The following is a 19,818-nucleotide window of genomic DNA, read 5'->3' on the forward strand; positions in this document are numbered from 1 at the left end:
AGAGTGCATTTGTAGAAGGTGTAAAATTATTATTTTGTATTATAGGTTGAAAGCTTGTAAATTAAATAAATCTTTTGTAAAATTTGTCGAAAAATAGTTCTATATAACGAATCATTTGTTATGATAGAAATGCTGAGAAAATATGAAATATGGAGAGGAAAATGGCTGTGAAGAAATTGTTAAGTGTCTTTTTATCATTCTTGCTATTGCTTTCATTTACTGGAACTTTAGCGCAAGCAGAAGAAACTGCTTCTATGTCAGTAGAAAAAGCAATTCAAGTATTTAAGCAGCAAGGGAAAACGAAGGGGATAGTGGAAGGGTACATTGTTGGATATACGCAAAGTTCTTCTAAATATACGAAGGATCCAGCTAAGTTTGATGATACAAACGTAGCAATTGCAGATTCGCCAAACGAAACGAATCCAGACAAAATCATGCCTGTTCAGTTGCCAAAAGGTGATGTGAGAACGGCAGTGAATGTAAAAGATCATCCTGAAAATATCGGGAAGAAAGTTAGTTTGACTGGGACTCTTGAATTATATTTTAGTAACCCAGGTTTAAAATCAGTAACAGCTTATAAGTTTCAAGGTGAAGGCCAAAACCGTGTTAGCGATGTAGTAGCTTCACCGAACGGTGGAGAAGTTGCTAAAGGAACAGCGGTAACATTAACGACGAATACAGAAGGGGCAACAATCTACTATACGTTAGATGGCTCTAATCCTACTAATAAAAGCGTTCGTTATAATGGACAAATTGTAGTGAATGAAAATAGTGTAGTGAAAGCAATCGCAGAAAAAGAAGGGCTTACTTCTTCAGCAATTTCGACGTTTTCGTTTATTATCGTAAATAATGAACAGGTTCGTATTCATGACATTCAAGGAAAATCACATATGTCTCCTTACAACGGGAAGAAAGTATACAATGTGGAAGGCGTTGTCACAGCGCTTGATAAAAACGGCTTTTATATAGAAGACAATCAGCTAGATAATGATCCAGCTACTTCAGAAGGTATGTACGTATACAAAAAAGATGCGAATGTAGCAGTAGGAGATCTTATTCAAGTTGATGGAGTAGTAGAAGAATATGTTGGACCAGGATATGCAGAGCGATTTGAAACAGACTTAACGACGACAGAAATTAAGGCGAGTCGCGTTGTTGTAATCGCAAAAGATCAATCTTTACCAGCACCGATTGTACTTGGGGAAAACGGTGTGAAAATCCCGGATCAGATTATTGATAATGATGCATTTGGTTTATTTGATCCAAATGAAGATGCAATCGACTTCTATGAAAGTATAGAAGGTATGCGTGTTACGATGCCAACACCAAAAATTATTGCACCTCAGAAAAACGGAAATTTATATGTAACAGTAAAAAATGGTGGAGATAAAATAGTAACACAATATGGCACACCTCTATTAGATGAAAATCAATTAAACCCAGAGCGTCTTTCTGTAAAAGTGCCTCGCGATTATGTAGCAAAAGTAGGAGATACTTTCACTGGAGATATAACAGGGGTAGTAGGATATGATTACGGTTCTTTCCGTATTTCGCCAATAACAGAATTGCCAGCTGTAGTGGATGGTGGATTTAAGCAAGTAGGGGCAAATATTCAGCCTCGTCTTGATAAGTTAACAGTTGCTACATATAACATTGAAAACTTCTCGGCGAATAAAAAAGAAACAACAGATGAAAAGGTAAAAGCGTTAGCGTATTCTATTAAATACAATTTAAAAATGCCAGATATTATCGGTGTAGAGGAAATGCAAGATAATAACGGATCAATTAATGACGGTACAACAGATGCGTCATTGAGCGCAAAACGTATCATTGATGCAGTTCTAGAAATTCGTGGACCGAAGTATGAGTATGTAGAAATTGCTCCAAACAATAATCTAGACGGAGGAGCACCAGGAGCGAATATTCGCGTCGGTTTCTTCTACAACCCATCACGCGTGAAATTAGCAGCAGTACCGAAGTTACTTGATAAAAATGTGGTTCGCATTGGAGACGAAAGTTCATTATTTGAAAGTACACGTAAACCGTTAGCGGCAGAATTTACGTTCCAAGGACAAAACGTTGTTGTCGTTGCAAATCACTTAAACTCAAAAATAGGGGATGCAACGCCATTTGGAAAAGTGCAACCGCTCGTATTAAAAAGTGAAGACAAACGAATTCAGTTAGCACAAGAAGTAAATCAATTTGTACAAGGAATTCAGAAAAAGAACACAAATGCACCAGTTGTTGTGTTAGGAGATATGAACGATTTTGAGTTTGCTAAACCACTAAAAGCACTAGAAGGAACAAACTTAAAGAATATGTTAAACACAGTGCCGAAAGAGAATCGTTACACGTACATTCACGAAGGAAATGCACAAGTGTTAGATCATATTTTAGTAACAAACAACATCGCACCGCACACAATTGTAGATCCAGTGCACTTAAACTCAAACATAATGAAAGAGCACGGACGTGTAAGCGATCATGACCCAGTACTTGCTCAAATTGATTTGAAGAAAGCTTCTTAAAGAAAGGAACGCTTAGGTGACTGAGCGTTCTTTTTTGTTTCTGCATCAATAGTATAAAGAGATGATTCCTTTTTTTGTAATCTGATGATAAAATTAATTGAATATTCAGTCGTTAGGAGGGCAGCGATGCAAGCACGAATAAATGGAAAATTAATGAATCAGTTTGCAATTTTTTTTAGTACGATCGTCATGCTTCAGTTTGTAGCTGATATAACAGGACTTACAAGTAATTTAGACATTACGTATAACTTAATACATACAGCAACTTCTTATATAACATTTAGTTTGGCGGTTATTTTCACTTTAATAGGTGCAAGAAGAGAATTAAGTAAATATGCAATTGCTTCATTATGTTTAGTAGTGGCGATTAAAGCAATTTATTTTGTAGCGGTTGTTATTTTATGGGGATTGGCTGGTACACCGTAAATGAATAGTAAATAAAACCCTAATTTCCAATATAGTAAGGAAATTAGGGTTTTATTATACTTGAAAAGCCTTTCTACACCGCTCTCTTCTTTGCAACCTTCTTCTATATTTTTTTCTATCACGCTTTACTCCTTGTATGTACATGAATAAACTAACGAGAAGGAAAAAAGTGCATTGCATCGTTAAAATATACGGCGACATGCCATGCAACGGTTGTTTTGGGTCATATAAATGAAAAGGCGCTCCACCTATTGTAGGGAATATCGTATTTAGCAGGACGTATGGAATGGAGGCAACTGCAAATGGGAAGAGAATCGCCATATAGTCCTTTTGTGACCACGCAGATGCTGCAAGTCCTAAAAGGGCCATTAAACCTGCAAATAAAAAATTAATTCCGATATATACAGTAATGTAAGTGAGGGGAGATTCGTAATATAAGTTTGCAAACATCCCATTATCATTTATAATGCCTGAACCAGCCGTCGGTTCTCCGTCTGGAATGGTTAATTTGCAAAATAATAACGATAAGATGAATGGAAATGTATAAAGAAGTCCGCCACAAAAGAATGTAACGATATATTTCGTTACTGAATAAGGGAACAAAGAAATCCCTTTACTTACAAACGGTTTAAAACCATCTGATTTATCCGAATTGTAACTTGTACTAAAGGGGAAACTAGCAATAACGGGCATTAATAATAAATAAACATCCATTTCATTGTCGCGAAATCCAATCCATTTAAAAGCTGTTGTTACAAACGCATCCGTTCCATCCCCAATGTAACGAATTACATAATAATAATGGTAAATAAAAATAAGAGCTAGTCCACTAAACATAATAATTAAAGAAACACGATTACAAAAAGCTTGCTTTATATTTAAACGAAGCGCACGCATCATGACTGAAAAAGCCTCCACTATTTTGATAAACTTGTCTATTTTCTATATTACTATTAATTGTAAAGATTTTCTTGTTTTTTTATTTGATTATTTGAAAAAGAGGAATTTTGTTGTTGTGAAGTAAGGTTTAATCATATATCTTAAGAACACCTTTTCCTTTTCTCTTTTCTTCTGATAAACTATGGACAGTATGATATACACTGACTGGAATTTTTTTATACTGGAAATAATAAAAAAGAGAACTTGTCTAGAATGTAAGCGTGTGGTAATATCAAAGGTGTACTGATTGACTATATTATCCAATTGGTCATTTTTGGAGGTGAAGATGTGGCGATAGATCGAAAACGTTCTATTATTGAAGCTGCAACAAAGTCTTTTTCAGCGTTCGGTTATAAAGCAACAACGATGGATCAAGTAGCGAAGTTAGCGAATGTAGGAAAAGGAACGATTTATACTTTTTTCAAAAATAAAGAAGAGCTATTTGGTGAAATTATTTCTAATTTAATTACAGAAATGAAGCAAGTTGCAGAAAGTGCAATTCGTTCAGATGTTTCATTTTTTGAAAATGTACATAGAGCATTATATAGCATCTTGGAATTTAGAAAAGAACATCAGCTCATGATTAAATTAATTCAAGAAGAGCGCGATATGGGAACGAAAGAAGTACAAGAAGTCATGCAACAAGTTGATGTGGAAATTGTTTCTGTTATTCAATCGTATTTAAAGATTGCGATTGAAAAAGGTGAAATTAGCAAATGTGATCCAGAAATTACAGCATTTATTATGCTTCGTCTATATGTATCGCTTATTTTTGATTGGGAAAAAAATCATGAACCGCTAGAAAAAGAAAAAATTGCAGAGTTATTTGAACTTTATTTACTAAAAGGATTGTCAAACTAAGATGATCCTTTTAATTTTATAAAAAAATGACCAAATTAATAATGAGGTCATATATTTAATTTGAGGAGGAGTTATAGAAAAATTATAATGAGAAAAAGTTGCATAGTAATAAATTCGGGGATAAGGCATATGTATGAACAAGTATAGCCTTTTTGTTTGAGTGAAAATGACCAAATGAACAATGTGGTCATTTAGAAAAGGGGGAGAAATGATGAAATGGAATCAGTTACTTCGTAAAGAGTTTACTGAAATTATAAAAAGTAAAAAAATATTAATTCCAATTATCGCGGTTTTATTCGTGCCAATTTTATATGCAGGTATGTTTTTATGGGCCTTTTGGGATCCGTATAAACAGTTAGATGATTTACCAGTTGCGGTAGTCAATTTAGATAAAGGTGCAGTATTTGATGGGAAACCAATTGAGGTCGGAAAAGGGCTCGTTGATAACTTAAAAGATAATACAAGTTTCAAATGGGAATTTGTAAGTGAAAAAGAAGCGGAAAAAGGAATGGAAGGTAGAAAGTATTACATGTTAGTACGCATTCCAGATGACTTCTCAAGTAACGCTACAACGTTATTAAAAGATGATCCAAAACCATTAAATTTAGAATACATTCCAAACGAAAGCTTAAACTTCTTATCTTCACAAATTGGCGGAACAGCCATTGAAAAAATTAAAGGTGAAGTATCAAGTACGTTAACGAAAACATATGCAGAGAAAATGTTTGATTCTATTCAAGACGTCTCAAAAGGATTAGCAGATGGGGCGGAAGGAGCAAATAAACTACACGACGGATCAAGTGAGCTGCATGATGGTTCCAGTAAAGTGACGGATGGCCTTCATACACTTCAAGGGAAGTCTGGAGAGATGAAGGATGGAGCTCAGAAATTAGCAGATGGATCTAATAAATTAGTAGATGGATCAGGCAAAGTAACAAATGGTTTAAATACGTTAAATAGCAAAACAGGTGAGATGCAGACGGGTATAGGGAAATTGCAAGATGGATCTCAGAAAGTAACAGCGGGTTTGAATACGTTAGTAAATAAATCAGGTGAATTAAAAACAGGAACGAATGAATTAGCAGCTGGTATGGAACAGCTTGTTGGAGGACAAAGTCAATTAGAGGGGGTTTCTCAAAAAATTGAAAAGGGTTTGCAAGAATTAGATAGTAAAGTGAAAAGTTCCGCTGCAGGTTTAGAAGAAATGCAGGCGAAAGTTCCTACAATATTAAATAAAGTAAATGAGAAAATAGACGGAGCTGAAAAAAACGTAAATCAGTTAAATGGATTTACTCAATCAACAGCAGGAGATGCCAAAAATGCAGCGCAAGATGTAGCTAATTTACAAAAGCAAATTGAGAGTTTACCAAAAGAATATCAAGAGCAGTTACAACCGTATATAACAAATGCGGCAAAAAGTACAGCGACAGTTCAACAAAAAGTTGCTGTAGTATCGGGTGGAACAAAGACACTAAACGAAGAAGTAAATCAACTAAAAGGTGAAATAAATCAAAAGGCAAGTGAAATGCAAAACAAACTACCGAATTCAGGTGGGATTAATACTTTAACGGATGGTATTACGAAATTAATGAATGCGCAAAACCAATTTGTAAGTAAGTTTCACGGATTTGGTGAAGGATTAAATAATGCCAAAGTAGGTGTAAATAAATTAAATAAGGGGTCAGATCAATTAATTGATGGAGTAACTCAATTAGCGGACGGCTCAAGCAAAGTAACAGGTGGTTTAGGTACATTATCCGCGGGAGCAAATCAAATGTCAGGAGGAATAACGCAATTAACAGACGGTTCAAGCCAAGTAACAACTGGCTTAGGTACTCTAAATGGTGGCCTAAATCAAATGTCAACAGGCTCAACCCAGCTAATCGACGGCGTAAATAAACTAGCAGATGGATCAGGAAAAGTAACAGATGGCCTCGTGAAAGTAAACGACGGTTCAGGCGAACTTGCTGAGAAACTGGGCGAAGGAGCAGAAAAAACTGGTGAAGTAAAAGGGACGGATAAAACGTATGATATGTTTGCAAGCCCTGTAAAAGTGAAGACGGAGAAAATGGCGGAAGTTCCAAACTACGGAACTGGATTTACGCCGTATTTCTTATCACTCGGTTTATTTGTTGGGGCATTATTATTATCTATCGTATATCCATTACGTGACACAGTTGGTGTTCCAAAATCAGGGTTTAGCTGGTTTATTAGTAAGTTCGGTGTTTTACTATCGGTCGGTATTATTCAAGCGATAGTAGCAGATGTTATATTACTGTTCGGATTAGGTGTAGAAGTACAAAGTATTCCGTACTTCATACTCTTTAGCATCGTTACAAGTTTAGCGTTTATTGCATTAATTCAATGTTTAGTAACAGCATTCGGTGATGCAGGGCGTTTCATCGCCATCATCACATTAATTATTCAGCTTACAACAAGTGCTGGAACATTCCCGTTAGAGTTAATTCCGAAGTTTTTACAACCATTTAATGCTTGGTTACCGATGACATACTCTGTATCAGGATTGAAAGCAGTTGTATCAAGCGGAGACTTTAACTTCATGTGGCAAAACATAGGAATGCTCATGATCTTTATCGTTGTATTATCACTTGGAACAATCGCCTCCTTAACTTTGATGCACAAACGACAATTTAAAAATGTTGCTGAAAATCAATCGGTTGAAGCGTAAAAAAAGCACCTTTTTGGTGCTTTTTTATTTTAATAGAGGGCATCTTTTCCTTGGTTCATCTATAAATCTTTCTAAAAGCTATAGAAACGAAAGAAAAGGAATTACAACAATTTACAGAGAAACATAGGGTAGAGGAGTTGATATGATGAAAGGCAATCCTACTTACTATTTTATCTTATATCCATTAATCTTCTTTCTCGTTTTCTCTCTTTCACCTATCTTGTTTCAGAAAAAAGAATATACGAGTATGAAAGATATACTAGGGATACTTTTATTTTACTATGTGCTAATTAGTGGATATTACTTTATGGATGTTGTAAGTGAAAGAATGAAGAAGGATAGTAAAGATAAACGATAAATTTTATTGTATAAAAACCGATGGAGGATAAAAAATGACTGAAAGTGAGATGAAATTCCGTGATACGACCATTCGTAACTTTTTTGATAAAGAGAATCGTTTAAAATCGATTCCAGGTCAAAAGAAGAAAAAATTAGTATTGTTAGAGCATTTAATTAGCAAGTTAAATGCTGAAAATCAATATACAGAAAAAGAAATTAATACATTTATAAAACAATATCATGATGATTTTTGTACAATTAGACGTGAATTTATTGTACATAGGTTTATGGATAGAGAGGATAGTATGTACCGTATAAACGGGAGAGAAGTTTGGACGAAGTGGGAGGAGTTAAAATAATGAATCAGCGAGGGGATCCCCGCTGATTATAAGCCTGTGCTAGTCTTGCTGTTTCTTTGTAGTAAGTCTATGAACGCTTCAACATTCGAACTTGTAATGTATCCAAGCGTTATATATTCATCTTCATAGTAAAATATTATTTTTTTGTCAAAGATTCTTCTCTTCGTTTCTATGGATAGAATTTTTTCATAATCAAATTCGGCAATGAATGTGTTTTTATATTGGCTAAAAAAGAGAAGTCTTTGATTAGTAGCAAGTAACATGCCAGGATACGGGACTTTATGCGTAATCATATAGCCAGTAAGTGAACATTTTAAAGTAGATAAAATTTTTTCTTCTTTATGTAATAGTTGTTTTGCATCTGTTAAGATAGGGTTCATTCCATATATTCCTTTTATTTTGATTTATGAATATTGTATCAAGAGTAAAAAGATTCTCGATATGTAATATTGCATATTGGACGTTTTATAGTTTTAATATTATTTTTAAAAAGAAAAAGTACGAGGTGATTCAATGATACGGTTAGTAAAAGAGACTGATGCAGAAGCAATTATGAATATTAGAAAAGAAATTATATTATCGGAAACTACTACAAAATTTTTCATAGTATCCCCAAAGAAGTTACCGAATGATAGTAATGCAGAAAGAGAAAAGATACGGAAAAGCAATGAGAAAGGTAATCTCTATATCGTGTATGAAGTAGATAGGAAGGTAGTTGGCTTTTTACTTTTCAACCGATATGAACTAGAACGGTTACAACACGCAGGCACAATGGGAATGGGGATTAAAGAGGCGTATTGTAATCAAGGCATCGGCACGAAATTAATTGAATTTCTTATTAGTTGGGCTAAAGGGCAGAAAGGTTTAGAGAAAATTTGCTTAGGTGTAGTTTCTGTTAATGATCGGGCAATTAAAGTGTACAAACGTATGGGTTTTGTAGAAGAAGGGAGACAACGAAAGCAAATAAAGTATGAAGATGGATCATATGGAGACGATGTATTGATGGGCTTTTATATTGAATAAAGGATATATGGTATTAAGAAAAGGAATGTACCTACCGTAAATGTCTAAAAGCAGTATATTGCCCCTCCATTAACAGACTTTTACCTATGTATAATATTAATATAGTAAAATCATAACAACCGATATTGCAGTTTCCAATAATATACTATATAATCAATTTAAGAAAACGTTTTCATGCAAAGGGGGAGAATTTCGTGTCGACTATAGAGGACGTGGCGAAATTAGCGGGGTTATCAAGGACAACGGTTTCTAGGGTGATTAATAATCATCCATATGTTTCAGATGAGAAGAAAAAAAGGGTTCAATTAGCAATGAAGCATTTAGGCTTTGTTCCTAATTCTGCGGCGAGAAGGCTTCGTAAACAAAAAACGGAAACAATTGCGGTGCTAGTTCCAAGGATTACAAATCCTTTTTTCAGTAGATTTATTGAAGCAATCGAGATTGCAGCTTCTGAACATAAATATAAACTGATTATTTGTCAAACAAGATATTTACCTGAAAAAGAGATGGAGTATTTACAATTATTATCTACGAAACAAGTAGATGGGATTATTCTATGTTCACTAGAAAATCCGTGGGAAGATGTAGAGCCATACTTACAGCACGGTCCAATCGTGTTATGTAATGAATATATTGAGGAAGCAAATATTCCAACAGTGAAGTTTGATCATGCGCAAGGAGCATACATAGCTGCGAAGCATGTGTTAGATCAAGGATATCGCAATCTTATTTTTTGCCGTGGTAACGAAACCAAATTAGTTAGCCAGCAGCGAAAAATGGGCTTTTTACGTGCAATAACTGAGAAGAGCCGCCAAGTAGAAGCGATTGATTTTCTTGAAAACGCTTTCTCTTGGGAGGATGGAAAACGAATATTCCATGAAGTATTAAAGGACAAAAAAAATCCTACCGCGATTTTGGCAGGAGGCGATGAGGTAGCAGCTGGAATTATCTCAGAGGCGAAGCACCATAACTGGAGCATTCCAGATGATCTCGCTGTTATCGGTTTTGATAATCAAATATTATCACAGATTACAGAGCCAGGTATTACGACAATTGAACAGCCAATCGATGAGATGGCCCGAAAAGTTGTCGACCTGATGATGGATAAAATCCATACGAAAAATTATCGACAAAAAGAATTGTATGAGTTTGAACTGGAGCTCTTGGTGAAAGGTTCAACGATGAAGAAGGATACGATGTTATTAGCCTAGTAGACTATGTCTGCTAGGTTTTTTTATGTTCATAAACTACTATTCTTCGTGAACGCAGTCATCACATTTGTTATGGTATGCTTCGTGTTGCTCATCAATTTCTTTCCCACAGTGCGCACAAGTTTTCGTCGGTAAATTTCTGAAAAACTCCATTGGTTGATCAATCATGTCAATCCCTCCATTTCCATTTCTTACTATTATTGTATTAGTACAAAAAATAAAAGTCAACAACTGTTTTATAACAAAATTGAAAATTAATGAAAAAGTTTAGGAAATGGATTATAGTTAACAATGTAGAATGTAAGTGAAACATGCATTCCTACTCGGTTTTAGAAAGGATGGATACATATGAAAATGACTGTTGTCGGCTTTTGGGGCGGATTTCCAGAAGCGGGAGAAGCAACGTCGGGGTATTTGTTTGAACACGATGGTTTTCGTTTACTTGTAGACTGTGGTAGTGGTGTACTAGCACAGCTTCAAAAATATATAACACCATCTCATATAGATGCAGTTGTACTGTCACACTATCATCACGATCATGTTGCGGACATTGGGGTATTGCAATATGCGAGATTAATTACGAGTGCGACAACAAGGCAACTACCGGAATTACCAATATACGGTCATACGTTTGACGAGAATGGATTCCATTCTTTAACACATGAACCACATACGAAAGGAATCGCGTACAATCCAGAAGAAACACTTCAAGTTGGACCGTTCTCGATTTCGTTCTTAAAAACTGTTCATCCTGTTACATGCTTTGCGATGCGTATTACAGCTGGAGATGATGCTGTAGTATACAGCGCTGATTCAAGTTATATTCCTGAATTCATTCCATTCACGAAAGATGCTGATCTTTTCATTTGTGAGTGTAATATGTATGCACATCAAGAGGCTGCAAAAGCAGGGCATATGAATAGTACAGAAGTAGCAAGTATTGCAAAAGATGCGAATGTAAAAGAACTTTTATTAACGCACTTACCGCATACAGGAAACCCATCTAATTTAGTAACAGAAGCAAAACAAATTTTCAGTGGCCATATTACGCTAGCGCATAGTGGCTACGTATGGAACTCATGAGGTGATACGATGTTATTTATTGATAATAAAGGAATTACAGATCCTAGAATAAATTTAGCGATTGAAGAATATTGTGTGAAAAATTTAGATATTAACGAAACATATTTACTGTTCTACATTAACGAACCTTCGATTATCATTGGTAAAAACCAAAACACAGTAGAAGAAATTAATGCAGATTACGTAAAAGAAAAAGGTATTCATGTCGTTCGTCGTCTATCAGGCGGAGGCGCAGTATATCATGATTTAGGAAACTTAAACTTCAGCTTTATCACGAAAGATGATGGAGATAGTTTCAGCAACTTCAAAAAATTCACAGAGCCTGTAACGAAAGCGCTTGGTAAATTAGGTGTAAATGCAGAACTAAGTGGTCGTAACGACATTTTAGCTGAAGGAAGAAAAATTTCAGGTAACGCGCAGTTCTCAACGAAAGGTCGTATGTTCAGTCACGGTACGTTACTATTTGACTCTGAAATCGATCACGTCGTATCAGCACTGAAAGTAAAAATGGATAAGATCCAATCAAAAGGAATTAAATCAATCCGTAGCCGCGTTGCGAACATTACAGAGTTCCTAAACGAAGAAATGACGACAGAAGAGTTTAGACAACTTCTTCTAGAAACAATTTTCGAAGGAGAAACAGAAATCCCAACGTATGAATTAACAGAAGAGGATTGGAAAGAAATCCATAAACTTTCTGAAGAGCGCTACCGCAATTGGGACTGGAACTACGGAAAATCACCGAAGTTCAACTTACAACATTCACACCGCTTCCCAGTTGGACAAGTTGACGTTCGTCTGGAAGTGAAAAAAGGAACAGTAACAGAATGCAAAATTTACGGCGACTTCTTCGGTTCACTAGATGTTCATGATATCGAAGAGCGTCTAACAGGCGTTCAGTTCGATAAAGATACATTCACTGCAGCTTTAGAAGGCGTAGATATCGCACGCTACTTCGGTAACATTACAACTGAAGATTTCTTACATTTATTCTTCTAAAAATGAGGGAGGCTGCCATAAAGGCAGCCTCTTTCTTTTTGTAGTTTTGTCGATATAATTCCATTTACCACAAAATGTATACTTACAGGACATCTGCCTCTTATAAAGGAATATATATATGAAAAGGAGGCGGATCGATATGAAAAGGGTCATACACATTGTAATATTGCTCGGATTCGTCATTGGGATTGCAGCGTGTAACAGTGAAACTTCCTCAAGTCGTACCCTTTTATCTATCGGAAAGCCAGCGCGGGATAATGTTATATATTTTACGCATACAGATAACAAACGAAAGATACAGGATATACAGGACAGGTTTCAAAATAAGGAATGGAAAAGAAATGAAACATTCAGCACTGTTAATAAAACGCCAGATGTCGTCTTATCAATAGATGAAAACAATAAAGGGTTACCGACGTTATATGTTACCGTGTATTTTCATGAAAATGGAGCGGACGTTTTGAATTTGTATGGAGAGTATACGAACTTAAATAAAGAGGAACTTGAAAAGCTTAAAGAAAAGATGAGTGCATATTATCCTAAAATGATTTTTGGTCTAGTGTTATAAATTACTTGCAAATAAAATCCCCTTATTTTTCCAAAGTAAACTAAGAGAAGGTGATCTGTCTATATGCAGTTAATAGAATATCACTTGCTACTTTAATTTTCTTTTAATATAATTAATTTAGAATTTTTAAATATTCTAAATTTTATAAAGGTGGGGTTTTTGTGAATCTCGTTCAATCTTTGGCTGAAACGGCAAAAAAGAAGGGGGATAAACCGGCTTATATATTTATGGATCAGTCGGTCTCATATGACCAATTAAACAAAATGGTCACAAGGTTTTCTAGCAATTTAGCAGAAATGGGCATTGGAAAAGGGGACAATGTCGCATTAGTTGTTGGGAACTCACCACATTTTTTGGTCGGTTTATACGGAACAATGAAAGCTGGAGCAACTGTTATTCCAGTTAATCCAATTTATACAGCAGACGAAATGCATTACATTTTACAAAATGGAGATGTAAAAACAATCATCGTACTCGACGTCCTTCTACCTGTTATACAATCTCTTACAACAAGACTTCCTTCATTAGAAAATATCATCATATGCGAAACCTCATCAGATTTTAACCATACAGAAACCGAAAAAATGAAAACGTTTACTAGTTTTGTGGGGGCTGGAGACTTACAATACGAAGGCCCTGAACTAGATGAAGAAGATGTAGCGGTTATCCTATACACTTCAGGTACAACTGGAAAACCAAAAGGCGCTATGTTAACACATAAAAATTTATATAGTAATGCGAATGATGTTGCGTCTTATTTACAATTTACTGCTGACGATCGCGTCGTTGCGGCACTGCCAATGTTCCATGTGTTCTGTTTAACAGTTGCGGTAAATGCACCGATTGTGAACGGGGCAACAATTTTAATGTTACCGAAATTTAGTCCGAAAGAAGTATTCCGTATTTGTCGCACGTACGAACCAACGATTTTTGCTGGCGTACCGACGATGTACAATTATTTATATTTATTTGAAGAAGCAAGCGCAGAAGATGTGAAGACGCTTCGTCTTTGTATTTCCGGTGGTGCATCGATGCCTGTTGCTCTTCTGCAAAACTTTGAAAAACGTTTTAACGTTATTGTTTCAGAAGGATACGGTTTATCAGAGGCATCACCAGTTACTTGTTTCAACCCGCTAGATCGTCCACGTAAACCAGGATCAATTGGTACAAATATTTGGCATGTAGAAAATAAAATTGTGAATGAACTAGGGGAAGAAGTACCTGTCGGCGCAGTCGGTGAATTAATTGTTCGCGGACCTAACGTTATGAAAGGGTACTATAATGCACCAGAAGATACAGCTGCGACGTTGAAAAATGGCTGGCTATATACAGGTGACTTAGCAAAAATGGATGAAGAAGGTTACTTCTATATCGTTGATCGTAAAAAAGATATCGTCTTAGTTGGCGGTTATAACGTATATCCTCGTGAAGTAGAAGAAGTATTATATACGCACGAATCTGTAGCGGAAGTTGTCGTAATCGGTGTTCCTGACGAAAACTTAGGAGAAGCCGTACGAGCTTACGTCGTTTTGAAGAAAATGAACGTAACAGAAGAAGAACTAATGCATTACTGCACGTTACATTTAGCGAAATATAAAGTGCCGAAAAGCATTGAGTTTTTAATAGAATTACCGAAGAATACGACTGGTAAGTTGTTAAGAAGAGCATTGAGAGAGAAAGCGATGCAAGTGTAATGAAGAAAAGGTCTCCTAAAATATATTTTAGGAGACCTTTTCTTTGTTTATCGTAATAACTTTTTCTCATATGAAATGTAGTAGGAAGTTTGTATATATAATAGCGGAGCGTGTTCAAATAACTATTTGGTACTAGTAGTAATGAAGATATTCTTCCTACTTTCTTACATGAAATTTTTAATTTTGGATATTTGTATCATATGTTTCTGCAACAAACACAAAGTCTACATGCTCTTTATCAATAAAAATACTTGTTTTAGATGGAAGACCTGTTATGGTAGAAACAATATCAACCTCAACAAGGTCAAATCCTACACGATAAGCATCTGCAATTTCAATTCCACCAGTTAGAAAATGCAATCCATCCCCAAATGACTTAAATACAAATACATTTTCTTTCAAACTTTTATTATCCATTTCAATCCATTCTTCGTTAATATAAATCTTAAATGTCGTGCACTTTGGAACACACTCGATGTGATGTATCCCTTTATAACTATTAAGCGAAAACATATAGGTATGAGTTTCTTTAAAGTTAATATCTATCCCGTATTTAAAAGCAAAGGTTTTATATACCATTTCATAAAACAATGGCATTACAATATCATCCCATGCGTCATAGGCAAAAGCATGAATTGGTATTAGATGAGGATATAAACTTACAATCGCTTTTTGAAAATTAAGTAAGATGGTTGTATCTGTAATTTCTTTTAAAGAATCATCTATTTCATGGTCATAATCTTTCGAAATTCTGTTATCAATCATATGAAAAACTCCTTACATAGTCTTCTATATACTACGTTTTTCCGCATCATCAGTTTGTGCCTTCTTCAACTAAATTGCAAGTTTAACCGATGATTCCAAAAAAGCCCTTGTTTTATTTTATCAATTGTTAAATGTATTTATCTTTAAACTTCAATACGAAGATTAAACATGAAGGTGCGGGCGGAAAAGTAACAGAAACAAACTTTGTATATGACCCCATTAACCAATTATTAAATGAAGCACTACCAAACGGAACAACTAAATCATACACATATGATGGATTTGGAAACCGTACAAGTGTGAAAGTTGTAGAGAATGGAAAAGAAACAAAATCTATAGCGGCAACATTTAATGAAGGAAATCAACTTGTAAAATTCGGAAACGAATCGTTAACGTATGATGCGAATGGAAATCGTACGTCTGATGGAAAGTATAAGTATACATGGAATGAAGACGACCAAATTGTAGCGATTACAAAACAAGGTGAGAGCAATGCCTTCACAACATATAAGTACAATGAGGATAATCGTCGTATTGAAAAGAATGTAAATGGCCAAGTAACACGTTACTTCTATGATGGAGACAGTATTAACCCGTTATACGAGACGGATGGTAGTGGAACTGTACTTCGTCAATATGTATACTCAACAAGTGGCGCGCGTCTAGCGATGAAATCAAAAGGACAAACGTTATACTACCACTACAACCCTCGTGGTGATGTCATTGCGATGACAGATCAAAATAGAGAAGTTGTAGCAACGTATGAATATGATTCGTGGGGCAACGTACTAAAGAGTGATACAAAAGGTATTGCAGCAGACAATCCATTTGGATATGCGGGATACATGTATGATAAAGAGATTGGTATGTATTATCTGATTGCGAGATACTATAATCCAGACCATGGTGTGTTCTTATCGGTGGATCCTGATCCGGGTGATGAAGATGACCCAATTACCATGAATGGGTATACGTATGGTGATAATAATCCAGTGATGCTGACCGATCCAGATGGTCATTTTGCTCAGTTTGTAATTCCATTAGCTATACATGGTGGTAGACTTGCTGCTCCGCATGTCGCACGTTATGTAGCAAAACAAACGGCGAAAAGGGCAACTTTACAGGCTATGAAAAAGAAACCTTTTCAAGTCCATCACTTTGCAACAAATAAGAGTAAAAAGTACACAAAACAATTTGGAAAAATCACAAAAAAATATGATTTGAATTTAGATCATGGTTGGAATAAGAAGAAAATGCGTCATCAAGGTCGACACCCGAATGCGTATCACGAATTTATGTTAAGGAATATGAAAAAGATTGATAAGCATGCCAATGGTGATAAAAAACAATTTTTAAAATCCTATAGAAGTCTTAAAAAACATGTTCAAAAAATCCGGATATGTTATATTCACCATATTGGAAAAATAAAAGGAGATAAAAAATAATGAATGATATTTATGAATATTTAGATGAATTACAAAGCGATATTTTTTTATTAAATCTCGAAGATATTGAAAAAAAATATTATAAGATTTGTGAGCAATTAGCAGGTATAGAGGTTGCCCAAAAAATTAAAAACTTAGACTTGAGGGAATATGAAGAGGGACTAAAAAAAAGTTTTACGGACAGTATAAATTATTTAAATGAAAATGAAATAAAGAGTTTATATTTCGAATATGATATGGATAATAATTGGAATGGACAGTTTTATTTGTGTGAAGATTATTACCCTCTAGAGGAAGAGGATGATGACTGGGCATGTGATTGGCAACATAGCATAGAGGGACCAAATTTGAGAGAGTTCAGTGATATTTATAATAAAAGTGATGGCTTTGATACTACTAACGCATCTCATGGGACAATAATATTTTTAATTACTCGAACAATTATTGCATATATCAAAGGTGTTCAAAGTTATGAGCTAAATATTCCTATTTGCATAGGTTTTCATGATCAAGATCCAATTTTTCGATTAAAGAAAGATTGATGAATAAAGCTAATTAATAGTATTAGGAATATACGGATTAGGTTTTAAAATGTATTCTTTTTCTTTATATAAGTAATAGATCTTGAAGGTTAAGTACTTAGAATAGGAAAATGAAATTGAAGTGCCGTTTGATTATTAAATCAGACGGCACTTTCTTTACATATTTAATTAGAAAGAAGAGTTTCGTTTTCAATTTGGTTTTGATGATTGTGACCAAGGATATCCGTTTGTTACATACAGAAAAAATGGCTAAAAAAAGGCACGGTTTGGTATAACAACATCAAAAAACAACTGAGTGTTCATTAGAAAAACAACTAAAAACATTGAGTGATGTCGTGGAATAACGAGTTAAAGGGAAGCTTAATAGAAAATCCGTTTATATAAAAAAGAGTTTGAACTATAAAATGCTTTTTTATAAATACTCCTCTAAAAAGTACAGATATATATGACATAATATTTAAATCGTAGCTAGTAATTGTTGAAACGTATTATAAGGTGAAAAGCGTGGGAAATGTTCCTATCAGCGGCCCCTGATCCGGATGGGCATTGGGTATGGTTTGCAATTAACGCTGGATTTGCGGCTTATGATGGTTATAAGGCTTATAAATCAGGTCAAGGATGGAAAGGTGTCGTTAAGGCAGCCACTAAGGGTGCCATTGGTGGAGGGAAATTTAAAGCTGTAAAACGAGTATATCAGAAGGTACAAAACTATCAATCGAATAGAATAGCTAGAAAAATGGATTTTGATAGTTCAGCAGCTAAACATATGGGAGAGTCTGAAAGGTATGTCCCAACACAAATTTTAGCTAAAGCAATTGTACATGGGAAAAAAGGTAAGGATGGGGCGAAGGGATATAATAGTTACTCAATTAATATGCACAAGTTAGAAAAAAGCCGTCCTAATAATGAAGTGACCCCTAAAAATTAGACACGGTTATTTCATTAGGCAGCTTGATAAAAATGAGTCCGGTATTGTACCGGGCTCATTTTTAATTTTGCCTTAATCCGTTTCGTATTATAATAAAATTTCCAAAAGATGAACGAGTATTCATATCCGCATTATGCAGCCAATCCCAATAATATAAGATTCGTAACAAGAAAAGAACATTTAAGACTTCATGGAGGTAATTGGAGGAATCCTACAAAAGGAAAATTTATCTATAGGCAATCGCGAATGAGATAACAATAGAATACATTTGTCTGATAGGAACTTATAAAGGAGGTAAAAAGTGAATAATATTATTATTGAAAGACTAAGTTCAATATATGGAACCGATACTAAAGTTATAAGAACTGGGAGCAGATTATTTGGAAATATAGATGAAAATAATTGGGTGAATGTAGTAAATCCTCCTCTTAATTCGGAAGAAATTCACCAATTCGAAAATGAGATGAAACTTGTATTTCCAAAAGCCTATAAAAAATTATTATCGCTAATGAATGGGAGCATACTAGCCGGTTTAGTTCGAATAGCAGGTACTCCTAAGATAAAAGGAATCTCTATTCAGGAACAGTACTATCAACCTTTTGATTTAATTAGCTTTCAACAATTATATTTCTCTAAGAAAATGCCGGATACATATTTTGTATTTGCAGATTCAATGAGTTTAGGTACGATATATGCTATTAATGAGGAGAATAGAGTATTAGAATTACATTCAAGAAATAAGAAAGTTTTACGGGATTTAGGAACAATGGTTGGATTTATTATTACAAGAAGCAGATCGTATAAATTATTAATAGGTTTATTGAATGATTGAGATATTTCTATCACGTTGGAATTTTATTGATTAAATAGGAAAGGATGTTTTTCTTGGAGTATCATAATAAACTAAAAAAGCTTTTAGAGTGTGTAAATGGTTTAGAAGATAATGAAATTGAGTTAGATTGCGACGGAGAAGAAATTACAATAGAGTTATTTAATAGTGAAGAAATAGAAGAAGGACAGATTGGGTTCCGTATTACCGATAGTGGGGAAAGTTTAATAAGTGATGAAGAAGGATCTTGGCAAGAAGGTTGGATTGTAATTGGCTTAGATTCATATATAGGAGATCCTATTTTTGTAGACACTAAAGATATAGAGTGTGCAGTGTACACAGCTGAACATGGAGAGGGGATTTGGACTCCCGTACTTGTAGCAGAAAGTATAGAACAGGTAATTCAAGTGGTTAAGGAGAAATAAATTGCTGAAGAAGGTGTCTCAAAAGGTCATTAAAAATGCTCTTTTGGAGACACCTTCTTTCTTTATATAGAAAGAAGGTTCTCAAACGTATCGATTTGATTATGATGATCAAGGAAATGTTCGTACGTATACAGCTGGAAATGGTTCAGGTTCTACTTTCAACTA

20 protein-coding genes and 3 pseudogenes are annotated in these 19,818 nt (G+C 34.8%); 18 read left to right on the forward strand and 5 right to left on the reverse strand.

Annotated features, from left to right (window positions below):
- Window positions 1-161: 161 nt before the first annotated feature.
- Both DOS87_RS05650 and DOS87_RS05655 read left to right on the forward strand, forming a co-directional pair.
- Window positions 162-2,528, forward strand: coding sequence for a DUF6359 domain-containing protein (locus DOS87_RS05650; protein ID WP_016097880.1), 2,367 nt, complete (start codon window positions 162-164; stop codon window positions 2,526-2,528).
- A 126-nt stretch (window positions 2,529-2,654) separates the two neighbouring features.
- Window positions 2,655-2,954 (forward strand): hypothetical protein, encoded by a 300-nt coding sequence (locus tag DOS87_RS05655; protein WP_001148894.1) that lies wholly within the window; start codon window positions 2,655-2,657, stop codon window positions 2,952-2,954.
- Window positions 2,955-3,008: 54 nt separating this feature from the next.
- Here the strand turns inward: DOS87_RS05655 and DOS87_RS05660 are convergent, their stop codons facing one another.
- The gene (locus tag DOS87_RS05660) at window positions 3,009-3,854 is read right to left on the reverse strand and encodes a hypothetical protein (RefSeq protein ID WP_000984163.1); all 846 of its coding nucleotides are present in this window, start codon (window positions 3,852-3,854) and stop codon (window positions 3,009-3,011) included.
- A 327-nt stretch (window positions 3,855-4,181) separates the two neighbouring features.
- On the opposite strand from DOS87_RS05660, the gene DOS87_RS05665 reads away from it, so the two are divergent.
- The 4 genes from DOS87_RS05665 to DOS87_RS05680 all read left to right on the forward strand — a co-directional run bounded on the left by DOS87_RS05665 (window position 4,182) and on the right by DOS87_RS05680 (window position 8,141).
- Entirely contained in the window at window positions 4,182-4,754 is a 573-nt protein-coding gene (locus DOS87_RS05665; RefSeq protein WP_000963381.1) for a TetR/AcrR family transcriptional regulator, read from the forward strand.
- 211 nt (window positions 4,755-4,965) lie between these two features.
- Complete coding sequence (locus tag DOS87_RS05670) at window positions 4,966-7,443, forward strand: YhgE/Pip domain-containing protein (protein WP_000871856.1); 2,478 nt, start codon at window positions 4,966-4,968, stop codon at window positions 7,441-7,443.
- A gap of 142 nt (window positions 7,444-7,585) precedes the next feature.
- Window positions 7,586-7,801: a hypothetical protein gene (locus DOS87_RS05675; RefSeq protein WP_002083046.1), complete on the forward strand. Its 216-nt coding sequence runs from the start codon at window positions 7,586-7,588 to the stop codon at window positions 7,799-7,801.
- A gap of 34 nt (window positions 7,802-7,835) precedes the next feature.
- On the forward strand, window positions 7,836-8,141 hold the full coding sequence (locus DOS87_RS05680; RefSeq protein ID WP_000140302.1) for a DUF2087 domain-containing protein: 306 nt from the start codon (window positions 7,836-7,838) through the stop codon (window positions 8,139-8,141).
- 26 nt (window positions 8,142-8,167) lie between these two features.
- Here the strand turns inward: DOS87_RS05680 and DOS87_RS05685 are convergent, their stop codons facing one another.
- The gene (locus DOS87_RS05685) at window positions 8,168-8,521 is read right to left on the reverse strand and encodes a PH domain-containing protein (protein ID WP_001068229.1); all 354 of its coding nucleotides are present in this window, start codon (window positions 8,519-8,521) and stop codon (window positions 8,168-8,170) included.
- Window positions 8,522-8,654: 133 nt separating this feature from the next.
- On the opposite strand from DOS87_RS05685, the gene DOS87_RS05690 reads away from it, so the two are divergent.
- A complete protein-coding gene (locus DOS87_RS05690) occupies window positions 8,655-9,164 on the forward strand; it encodes a GNAT family N-acetyltransferase (RefSeq protein ID WP_000620472.1) in 510 nt (169 codons plus the stop codon).
- Between the two features lie 194 nt (window positions 9,165-9,358).
- The gene (locus tag DOS87_RS05695) at window positions 9,359-10,375 is read left to right on the forward strand and encodes a LacI family DNA-binding transcriptional regulator (RefSeq protein WP_000103710.1); all 1,017 of its coding nucleotides are present in this window, start codon (window positions 9,359-9,361) and stop codon (window positions 10,373-10,375) included.
- Window positions 10,376-10,414: 39 nt separating this feature from the next.
- Here the strand turns inward: DOS87_RS05695 and yhfH are convergent, their stop codons facing one another.
- Complete coding sequence (yhfH, locus tag DOS87_RS05700) at window positions 10,415-10,543, reverse strand: protein YhfH (protein WP_000567010.1); 129 nt, start codon at window positions 10,541-10,543, stop codon at window positions 10,415-10,417.
- A gap of 180 nt (window positions 10,544-10,723) precedes the next feature.
- Here yhfH and DOS87_RS05705 point away from each other — a divergent pair, with 180 nt between their 5' ends.
- From DOS87_RS05705 to DOS87_RS05720, 4 genes are all read left to right on the forward strand, one after another.
- Complete coding sequence (locus tag DOS87_RS05705; RefSeq protein WP_098577895.1) at window positions 10,724-11,458, forward strand: MBL fold metallo-hydrolase; 735 nt, start codon at window positions 10,724-10,726, stop codon at window positions 11,456-11,458.
- A gap of 9 nt (window positions 11,459-11,467) precedes the next feature.
- On the forward strand, window positions 11,468-12,457 hold the full coding sequence (locus DOS87_RS05710; RefSeq protein ID WP_000897261.1) for a lipoate--protein ligase: 990 nt from the start codon (window positions 11,468-11,470) through the stop codon (window positions 12,455-12,457).
- Between the two features lie 139 nt (window positions 12,458-12,596).
- Entirely contained in the window at window positions 12,597-13,025 is a 429-nt protein-coding gene (locus DOS87_RS05715) for a hypothetical protein (protein ID WP_000832165.1), read from the forward strand.
- A 161-nt stretch (window positions 13,026-13,186) separates the two neighbouring features.
- Window positions 13,187-14,719: a fatty acid--CoA ligase family protein gene (locus DOS87_RS05720; protein ID WP_001055171.1), complete on the forward strand. Its 1,533-nt coding sequence runs from the start codon at window positions 13,187-13,189 to the stop codon at window positions 14,717-14,719.
- A gap of 177 nt (window positions 14,720-14,896) precedes the next feature.
- Here the strand turns inward: DOS87_RS05720 and DOS87_RS05725 are convergent, their stop codons facing one another.
- Window positions 14,897-15,484 carry a hypothetical protein gene (locus tag DOS87_RS05725; protein WP_000566763.1) on the reverse strand — a complete coding sequence of 196 codons (588 nt, stop codon included), beginning with the start codon at window positions 15,482-15,484 and terminating at the stop codon, window positions 14,897-14,899.
- 155 nt (window positions 15,485-15,639) lie between these two features.
- Here DOS87_RS05725 and DOS87_RS05730 point away from each other — a divergent pair.
- The 4 genes and pseudogenes from DOS87_RS05730 to DOS87_RS30040 all read left to right on the forward strand — a co-directional run.
- Window positions 15,640-16,510 (forward strand): annotated as a pseudogene (locus tag DOS87_RS05730) (RHS repeat-associated core domain-containing protein); the annotation flags it as partial.
- Between the two features lie 158 nt (window positions 16,511-16,668).
- A pseudogene (locus DOS87_RS30035) lies at window positions 16,669-16,929 on the forward strand (AHH domain-containing protein); the annotation flags it as partial.
- On the forward strand, window positions 16,929-17,471 hold the full coding sequence (locus DOS87_RS05735; RefSeq protein ID WP_097892301.1) for a hypothetical protein: 543 nt from the start codon (window positions 16,929-16,931) through the stop codon (window positions 17,469-17,471). The pseudogene DOS87_RS30035 and the gene DOS87_RS05735, both read left to right, overlap by 1 nt.
- A gap of 511 nt (window positions 17,472-17,982) precedes the next feature.
- Window positions 17,983-18,399: a hypothetical protein gene (locus DOS87_RS30040; protein ID WP_223840593.1), complete on the forward strand. Its 417-nt coding sequence runs from the start codon at window positions 17,983-17,985 to the stop codon at window positions 18,397-18,399.
- 14 nt (window positions 18,400-18,413) lie between these two features.
- Here the strand turns inward: DOS87_RS30040 and DOS87_RS30590 are convergent.
- Window positions 18,414-18,494: pseudogene (locus DOS87_RS30590) on the reverse strand (IS3 family transposase); the annotation flags it as partial.
- 206 nt (window positions 18,495-18,700) lie between these two features.
- Between DOS87_RS30590 and DOS87_RS05750 the strand changes: the two are divergent.
- Window positions 18,701-19,231, forward strand: a complete 531-nt coding sequence (locus DOS87_RS05750; protein ID WP_223840592.1) for an SMI1/KNR4 family protein — start codon at window positions 18,701-18,703, stop codon at window positions 19,229-19,231.
- A gap of 44 nt (window positions 19,232-19,275) precedes the next feature.
- Window positions 19,276-19,653 (forward strand): hypothetical protein, encoded by a 378-nt coding sequence (locus DOS87_RS05755; protein WP_098578394.1) that lies wholly within the window; start codon window positions 19,276-19,278, stop codon window positions 19,651-19,653.
- Window positions 19,654-19,818 lie beyond the last annotated feature (165 nt).

Origin of the sequence: Bacillus sp. CR71, from assembly GCF_003429245.1 — a bacterium.
Classification (GTDB): Bacteria; Bacillota; Bacilli; order Bacillales; family Bacillaceae_G; genus Bacillus_A; species Bacillus_A thuringiensis_S.